Annotated in this window: 7 protein-coding genes, 2 rRNA genes and 3 pseudogenes; all 12 read left to right on the forward strand. The window is 38.7% G+C overall.

The genetic code is table 11. From position 1 onward, the window contains the following. A 23S ribosomal RNA gene (locus BKP37_RS05940) occupies nucleotides 1–221 on the forward strand; the annotation flags it as partial. A gap of 85 nt (nucleotides 222–306) precedes the next feature. Next, nucleotides 307–422 (forward strand): 5S ribosomal RNA (rrf, locus tag BKP37_RS05945). 810 nt (nucleotides 423–1,232) lie between these two features. Next, complete coding sequence (locus BKP37_RS20950) at nucleotides 1,233–1,430, forward strand: 5-methylcytosine restriction system specificity protein McrC (RefSeq protein ID WP_425424976.1); 198 nt, start codon at nucleotides 1,233–1,235, stop codon at nucleotides 1,428–1,430. Nucleotides 1,431–1,562: 132 nt separating this feature from the next. Further along, nucleotides 1,563–1,655, forward strand: a pseudogene (locus BKP37_RS20415) (DUF4256 domain-containing protein); the annotation flags it as partial. A 66-nt stretch (nucleotides 1,656–1,721) separates the two neighbouring features. Further along, complete coding sequence (locus tag BKP37_RS05950) at nucleotides 1,722–2,711, forward strand: helix-turn-helix domain-containing protein (protein WP_071308769.1); 990 nt, start codon at nucleotides 1,722–1,724, stop codon at nucleotides 2,709–2,711. A 253-nt stretch (nucleotides 2,712–2,964) separates the two neighbouring features. Then, nucleotides 2,965–3,828 (forward strand): gamma-glutamylcyclotransferase family protein, encoded by an 864-nt coding sequence (locus tag BKP37_RS05955; RefSeq protein ID WP_071308770.1) that lies wholly within the window; start codon nucleotides 2,965–2,967, stop codon nucleotides 3,826–3,828. An 11-nt stretch (nucleotides 3,829–3,839) separates the two neighbouring features. Then, entirely contained in the window at nucleotides 3,840–4,355 is a 516-nt protein-coding gene (locus tag BKP37_RS05960) for a hypothetical protein (protein ID WP_071308771.1), read from the forward strand. Nucleotides 4,356–4,435: 80 nt separating this feature from the next. Continuing rightward, on the forward strand, nucleotides 4,436–5,830 hold the full coding sequence (locus BKP37_RS05965; RefSeq protein ID WP_071308772.1) for a M20/M25/M40 family metallo-hydrolase: 1,395 nt from the start codon (nucleotides 4,436–4,438) through the stop codon (nucleotides 5,828–5,830). A 604-nt stretch (nucleotides 5,831–6,434) separates the two neighbouring features. Beyond that, nucleotides 6,435–6,548, forward strand: a pseudogene (locus BKP37_RS19095) (IS200/IS605 family transposase); the annotation flags it as partial. 174 nt (nucleotides 6,549–6,722) lie between these two features. Further along, nucleotides 6,723–7,220 (forward strand): P-loop nucleotide/nucleoside kinase family protein, encoded by a 498-nt coding sequence (locus BKP37_RS05970; protein WP_071308773.1) that lies wholly within the window; start codon nucleotides 6,723–6,725, stop codon nucleotides 7,218–7,220. A gap of 254 nt (nucleotides 7,221–7,474) precedes the next feature. Further along, nucleotides 7,475–7,651, forward strand: a complete 177-nt coding sequence (locus BKP37_RS19915) for a hypothetical protein (RefSeq protein WP_169823085.1) — start codon at nucleotides 7,475–7,477, stop codon at nucleotides 7,649–7,651. A gap of 397 nt (nucleotides 7,652–8,048) precedes the next feature. Then, nucleotides 8,049–8,483 (forward strand): annotated as a pseudogene (locus BKP37_RS05975) (RNA-guided endonuclease InsQ/TnpB family protein); the annotation flags it as partial.

Consider the following 8,483-nt stretch of genomic DNA (forward strand, 5'->3'; position numbering starts at 1 on the left):
CCGCTGGTGTACCAGTTGTTCCGCCAGGAGCATAGCTGGGTAGCTACGTATGGAAGGGATAAGTGCTGAAAGCATCTAAGCATGAAGCCCCCCTCAAGATGAGATTTCCCTTGGAGTTAATCCAGTAAGACCCCTTAGAGATGATGAGGTTGATAGGTCTCGGGTGGAAGCACGGTGACGTGTGGAGCTGAGAGATACTAATCGGTCGAGGACTTATCCTAAAATAAGAATTGAATTCACACTCAAGAATCTTAAATGTATGTTATCTAGTTTTGAAAGAATGATTTCTTTCAACTAACTATATTATCTAGTGGCGATAGCGAAGAGGTCACACTCGTTCCCATGCCGAACACGATCGTTAAGCTCTTTTGCGCCGATGGTAGTTAGGGGCTTCCCCTTGTGAGAGTAGGACGTTGCTAGGTAAAATAAAGAACACATTCCAATGGAGTGTGTTCTTTTTGTTTTCGGAAATTGAGTATTTGCGTTAAGTGGTGCTGCATCTGCGTCTACAAGCATCGCTTCGCAGTTTATCAAGAAGTTGAAAGTTAAGTGCCAGACACTTAACTTTCTTAACTTTTTTCGCCCCAAAACACAGAAAACCAATCGTATGTTTGGTATAATTATTGTAGCAACTACATAAAGTGGATGGGCGGTTGACCAACTCCTGAAAGAAGGGAGGTGGGAAAGATGACATTGTTCGAAGCAATGAACATAGCACTTCAATCAAATTTAGTTTTGATTGGTGTAATTACATTGTTTTTACTAATTGTCAAAGAAAGAAAAAAGTAACCGTCCAGCCCGACCAAGGTTAACGGTTACTTTTTCCCAATCAATTAATATTGATCACCGCTCTTCTAGCGGATGTAGTTGCACTGACCGGACGTTGGTGGCGTTCGGTCATTTTTTTATTCTAGAATATATCTAGTTAAATTATACAATAAAACGGGTATTTTCTTCAATCAGTTTAAGTTTGATATTTTTTGTATAATCAGAATTTATAAGTTTCTAACTTAGAAACTGTTTAGCGCAAGCAGCCTACGAGCTCGGTCACTTCAGTCAAGCCACTGACTTCAATAACTACATGAATAACGTCTCTGAATGGCTTCATGCAGCTTTGCTTCGAGGAAGCTTATTACGAAGCAATACTAGAAGACGCAGAAGCATGTAAACGTAAGAAGCCAAAGAGCGCCTTTCGCTCGTGACCAAGGCGCCTTGCGCTTTTCTTGTTTAAAATGAATGATTTGTATGAGGTTTATGTTGGTGAATGTTTGAAAAGGGTATTAGTATCATCAGCATACAAACTTGACTTACAGCATAAAGATAAAAGATTGTTGGTCAATATTCATTCCGGGAGAGAAAATATATCCCTGAAGCCAGACTTTGTCGTATCCAGCTGGGAAGACAATGAAGAACGGTATGATCAAAAATAGGAACTCAATCACCGAATGGGAAAGAGATCTAGCCTTATTAAAAAAGCACTACTACAAAAATGATTTTACTTGGCCAAAAACAACGAATTAATCTTTCATAAAAATTCGGGAAGTGACAGTGCATGTTTACTTAAAGTCCAATCTAATACTGAAAAACTGTGGTCACTCAATGAAATGGAAGGTACTGGGGGTGAACCGAATGTTGTTGGCCCTGATAAAAAGACGTGAGAATACATTTTTTGTGATTGACAATATAAGTAAACAAAATCATTTAAGGAGGAGAGCGAACAAATGATCAGAATGTCAGATCTTTCAGAAGAAGAGCTGCTAGAAAAGGAAGATGATTGGTGGGAAAGAGAGGATGAAACGAACCTCGAATGGATTATTGAAGGGGAAAATATATTTAAAAATCTTTCAAGGGTCAATCCAAGAGAAATCCGTTATAGAGAAACGTTGGCTTATTTATTACTTATGCAAGGTGAAGACCTAAAGCTTCGGCAGCATTCTTACAAGAAAGCGACCTCGAGATTTAATCAAGTGGTAAGAATTGACCCCGAAAATGCAAGAGCGTATTACCGTTTAGGGTTTCTGTATTTTTATCAGGAAGAATGGGCGAAATCAGTCGATTCTTTTCAGCAGTCTCTTAATTGTCAGCCTAGACAAACCCGCAATCGACTCGTGAAGGAACAACAGGTCAAAGCCCATTACTACATATTAAAAGCGACACAAATTATCTCAAAAGAGTTCCTTAAAAAAGTCGAACGAATTCCCGTTAAAGACTTGAAGTTATTTGGGGAAATCCAGCACTTATTAAAAGAGATGAAAGCAACCGAGCAACAAGAAGAAAAGCCGTATCAGATGATTGTCAATGGAACGGAATTTAGTGAAATTAGTGAACGTGAATACGAGGAACTTTCTGATCCCGATGAAAATGAAAACTGCTTCATTTTAAATCAGCGAAGTATGAATGATGTGACCTTGTCCTTAAATGGTAAGGATATATCCATTCCAACGAAACAAGTACCTTTACTCGAGTTTTTAATGCGCCACCCTGAAGGAGTTCGTCATGATGACATCATTGAGAGAAGATATCGACAATCGAGAGACCCTCATGCTACGTTAAGACGCAGTATATCTAGGTTAAGAGACCGGTTGGAACGATTGCAGCCGTTGGAAGATTTAATTAAAACAATTGACGGCGGTTATTGCTGGAACTCTTCATATGAATTCCGAATGTTTAAACATAATAGAGATGTAAGTACTGACCTGCTTCTGGATTAATCCAGGGGCTTTTTTTGTTGTGACAGGGGTGTCACAACAGATCCTGTAAACTTTAGGTATCAGATAACGAGGAGATGGTGTTGTTGCTAAAAATGAAAATTGAACCAATCGTGAAAACAATAAATGTTTCGCTGTAGTGAGGACTATTTTATAAACAAAAAACAGAAAGCGATGAGAATCTCATGATGTGACAACCGTGTCACGGCGACTTCAGTATACTCATGGTAAGAAATAAGAAAGGAGAATGATAAGGATGAAAAACAGAAACCACGTATTCGTATACGGAACCTTACGGCAACATGAAGTAAATCACCGATTACTAAAAGAAGCGAAGTGCATAAGTCGGCAATGTTGGACAAATGGAATCTTATATGATACAGGCTACGGGTATCCGGCAATGGTTCCAAGTCCTCGTCAAAAAGTTTATGGTGAACTGTATGAAGTGTCTGCTGAGCAGCTTCATCGACTTGATGAATTAGAAGGATATAAAGGAGTTGGTAAAGGCAATCACTATGACCGGATCACGCAGGTCATTCATTCAGATTTCGCTACAACAGAAGCGTATGTCTATGTATATTCCCGTTCACATCAATGTGATTTCCCCGAAATTAGGTTTGGAGATTGGAAGTGCCATCGGTATTTACAGCAGGATGAATTACTCTACTTTGCCTACGGGTCATGTATGGATGATAAGCGATTTCAGGAAGCAGGCGTAAAACAGCAGTTTGAGGCAATCGTAGGATGTGGAGTTGCTGAGAACTATTCTCTCGCCTATACCCGAAAATCTCATGATGGCGGTAGAGCAGACCTCATCGAATCAATGGATCATGTGGAAGGAAAAGTCTATCAGATTACGAGCGAAACGTTATCGTACTTGTTCCGAAGAGAAGGGGTCACGGCACACATTTATCGCCCTTCTTTTATAGATGTAACGATTAATCATAAAACATATAGGAATGTATTGACGTTTTTAGTTGTTGATAAAGAGGAAGAAGTGGCTCCGCCGCCGCACTATGCAACAGAAATTTTACGAGGCGCTAATGGGTTTGTAAGTGACCGCTACTATCATAAGCTGGCGGATGATTTGAATGTAAAATTTGGATTAAAACATGACTAGGAGGGGTTTGAATGGGTACATTTACTGCACATCTACTTGTTGGTTCTGCACATCCATATGAAGGAGGGATTTATGGAATTACGCACACACTTCAATTATCGGAGAACGGGAGGCCGGCATGGATCTTAAACTCAACAAATGATGCAAAGAAAACCAAGGTCACGTGGATACCGACGCTCGAGCATATGCTAGAGGATGCACTGTTAATGATTGGATTGTACGTGTGGAAAGATGAAGCCTTGTGCAAGATGAAAGAACGATATTTTACGAATCAACAGAAAAACTATATCCAGCTTTACGAAGATATCGATCCCAAGCATTTAGAGGAAATGTACGCCCGTTGTCGTGATATTTCAAGCACATCAAAAATCATGATTTCGGTATTTGAAGGCTCGACGATCCAAACGCAAATACCTGTGATTCGTGCCTACGATCATGATTTTGAAGTCTGTCTATCAGTCTTTCAGAAAGCCTACAACGTTTGGAGTGGGGTTCGCGAGGAACGTGGCGTGTTAAAGCCATCATGAGAAATTGTGGACTTTTTTTTAGAGGTTTAGCATGCTTCTCTCATACTGAGGGATGTGATAAGGAAAAAGGAGATGATACGATGAAAACGTGGAAACAATTATTAATTCGTCATGGGTGGATGTTGTCGGAGGAGGAAAGAAACATATTTGACTGTAAAAATGAAACTGAATTAAACCTGCAATTTTTATGGGAGTGTCTGGAGAAGGCGCACATCCCGTTCACCATCAAAGGTGACAAGTTAATCCTTCTTGAGGATATTGATCGTGAAGAAAGCTGGATCGAAGCTCTTCAATTTCCAAGTCGGGGAAGAGGAGAAGGCTTATGGTTTCGTCCCGGGCAAGATGCGCCAAAGGTTCGTGAACTCGACTTATATATTAGTGGAATTGTACGTCAGTTAAATCGCCTTGGTTTTTATACAATGGGCTCATGTGACGGGCATGGTAGAAGAACGGCTCATGTGATGTTTACGAAAGACTGTGACATCGAAACGCTACAAGAACTATTGCTCGCATTTGGCATGAAGCGTGTTCACATCATCGAGCGTCGCAAACATTACCAATTTCAGTTACGTTGTAGTGAACATGAACTACTTGACCTAGCGGAAAAATGGAGCCAGGTAGAAGAAAGCTGGCTAGGAGAAGGTGTTGAATATATTAAAGAACACTTATTCTATCGTCAACTTGAACAATTACTAATGATACCTGGAGTAAGTGGAAATGAAGGAAGAGTAAGAGAATATGTGATTGATAGACTCTCTCCCTACATGGACCATCTTACCGTCGACAACAACGGAAATGTTTTAGCGGAAAAATCGTATCGAAATGGCCACGGTCCAACGATTTTGTTGAATGCTCACATGGACACGGTGTATGAACTAGAAGAAGGACGAAAAATTATTAAGAATGGAACGGTCTGGTCGAGCAGTAAAGGGATTTTGGGAGCTGATGACCGCGCGGGGGTTGCGGTTGTCCTTCACCTGGTGGAACACCTTTATCATTCGTCTTTTAGCGGAAAAGTGAAGGTTATATTTACAGTGGAAGAGGAATGTGGTTTAGTTGGTGCGAGCAGGGTAGACGATTATTTCCTTTGGGGAACCGATGGAGCGATTGTTGTAGACCGCCGCGGCAATGGTGACATTGTAACGTCTTGTGGAAGCTTCCTTCCGTTTTGCCATAAAGACTTTGGTACATTTTTTGAAAAGGTGGCAGATGAAGAAGGGCTAAGTGGTTGGGCGGCGACAATGGGTGGAAGCAGTGATACGAGGATTTGGGCAGGCCATGGCATTCAAAGCGTAAACGTATCAGCTGGTTATTGGAATGAACATACTAATGAGGAGACGCTTGATGTCGCAGCTTGCTATCAGACAGCCAAACTTTTAAAAGGTATTTTAAAAAGAGGCAACGAATTAAAATGCATCATTCGAAAAATAAATAGGCAACAACCAGCTGTTAGAAACCGTAGAAAAGCTCAATAAGAAATGAGGGGTGCATCAGCACTCCCTTAATAACTTTTTTTCATAGAGGAGTGTTGTAATCATGAATATGAACGGATTTGCTAGAAATTATATGGCAGAAAATAAGACCACCGAGGAATTTTAAACGCATGTTGCTAATGCAATTGAACGGCAATTGAAACATATCCATCACTAAATGCAAAAGAAGCACCATACTTTTATATTTTAGACCAAAAGAGAATTCTTATCGAAACAAGAGATTTTGACGAAATAAAAGATTTTTTAATAGAAAATATTGAAATAAATTATTGCGCTAACGGAGGCGTTACTGGAATAAGCTGTCGTTGCGACGGTTCCTCTTCCAAGCGCAGTATTGAAGCAGATTAGCGAACATTTCGAGTATCTTTATATTAATATTAAGTAAGTGCTACATTAGTGGAAAATTATAAAAAAATAAATTTAATTTCCAAATGCGTGGTCTAACTCCACCGTCTTTAGACGGTATACGCTTTTAGCCTTACACTTCGATGTCCATACTTAAGTTGTGAGGTGAAAAGTATGGACGGCTATAAAAAGAATAGTCATGCAGTTTATGATATCAAATATCATGTAATCTCATTTATGGGCAAGAGGTTATTTTTGTGCCACAGTAGGAAATGTGGATGAAGAAACAATTAGAAATTATATTGCAAACCAGTTTAATGAAGAAAAGAACGACATATTTAGGATTGAAGAATGAGTTTAGTCAAATTTTAGTTTGCTTAAGCATGTTGGACTTTGAGAGGACTTCAGTCTTAAGAAACGACTTTAGTCGTCGACATTTTATGTCCAAATCCACCTGCTTTAGCGGGTGGTCGTTTAAGTTTTACAAGTTGGAGCAACAACCACTAAAATAAGCGCGGGGGTTAAAAATATGGAAAAATTGGGGACGCTATACTTTTTCTGTGGAAAAATGGGCGCAGGAAAATCAACTAAATCAAAACAATTGGCGATAGATAAACATGCGGTACTATTGTCTGAGGATGAATGGCTTTCATCTCTTTATCCCAATCAGATTGCATCATTTGAGGACTATATAAAATACTCAGCACAGCTCAAGCCGTTGGTGAAAAAGCATGTCCAAAACATATTAAGTGTCGGTACAGATGTAGTGATGGATTTTCCAGCTAATACTCAAAAACTGCGAAAGTGGTTTTTGGATATGGCGTCAGAGGTCAATGCAAGCCATCAACTAATTTTCCTTAATCTACATAATGAGCAATGCTTACGTCAAATTGCACAAAGGCGTAACGAACAACCCGAAAGAGCAGCTTTTGACACTGAAGCGGTGTTTAATCATGTTACTAAATTTTTTGAAGCACCAGAAGCATCCGAGGGTTTAAATATTTTGGAGTTTAGCAGAAAAGTATAACAATGAGTTCAATCATTCGTTTGTATAGGGTACCTTCTGTTTTAGGAGGTACTCTTTATGATATAAAATGAAATGTGAGTAAGAAAAGTTTTAATGTGTATATGTTAAAATCGATATAACTTTGTGAAGTGGTACACTTAAACAAACGGTGAGCAATAGTTTAGTATCCTGTCGCTGCTGTTGTTGTGCTAACGAGCAGTTAGTGAAAAGTAGAATAACATAGCCAGATGTGGCTTAAAAGAAGGAGTTTTCTAATGAATAATCAGTTGTCCTATATTTTAGCGTTACTAATTGTATCATTCTTAACTTTTTTCGTTGGTGCTACTTTATTAGGTGGAACAGATACCCCTTATACTGACTTTATTTTGACAGTCATTGCTGTTCAATTAATTATGACAAAGCTAATCTCAATAAATAATAAAGCTGTATAAGTGATTTCAACTAACGACGTGTAATAGTGGAACAAACAGCAACAGTAAAGCTTTTAGTGAAGTAATGATCAGAAATAGTGTAAGATTTACCTTGCTGTTTCTCTTTATTTTCTGTCTATAATTTGTTCTGTCTTATTATCGAATTTTATATCAACAAATACCCCGAATTCATCTAAAATCGGCAAGGATACCCCCACTTCAATCGTGTGAAGGGCATAGCCCAACGATAAGTGCGGGAGGAATTGCCGTCAGATACGGTATGGTACGTTAAAATCGTAAGATTTTGTACCATATTAAGTATCTGAAACTTCCACCTTGTTACTCCTTTCTCTATTTCAGTTATTTAACTTTCACTAAAGTTTTGGTATAATTTAGTTAGTGAAAGGTGGTGAAGATAATGTCTACAATTACTGCAAAAATACAAATCTATGTTTCTAACAATCAAACTGAAAGTCTAAAAATAACAACTAATGCTTATCGTAAGGCTTGTAACTGGTTATCGAAACACATATTCGAAACGAAAAATCTAAATCAAGTAAAACTTAACGATTTGTACTATAAACAACTACGCAATCTATTTGATCTAAAAAGTCAAATGGCTCAATCTGTGATGAAAACTGTAATAGCTCGCTACAAGTCGGCTAAATCGAATGGACATGAATGGTCTTTGATCGAATTTAAACTTCCAGAATATGACCTTGTGTGGAATCGTGATTACTCACTAACCCAAAATCAATTTAGCGTGAATACACTTGATGCTCGTTTAAAGCTAAATTATGAGCGAAAGGCTATGAAGAAATACTTCAATGGCACTTGGAAATTCGGTACTGCT

This window comes from Anaerobacillus alkalilacustris, from assembly GCF_001866005.1.
GTDB classification, from domain to species: domain Bacteria; phylum Bacillota; class Bacilli; order Bacillales; family Anaerobacillaceae; genus Anaerobacillus; species Anaerobacillus alkalilacustris.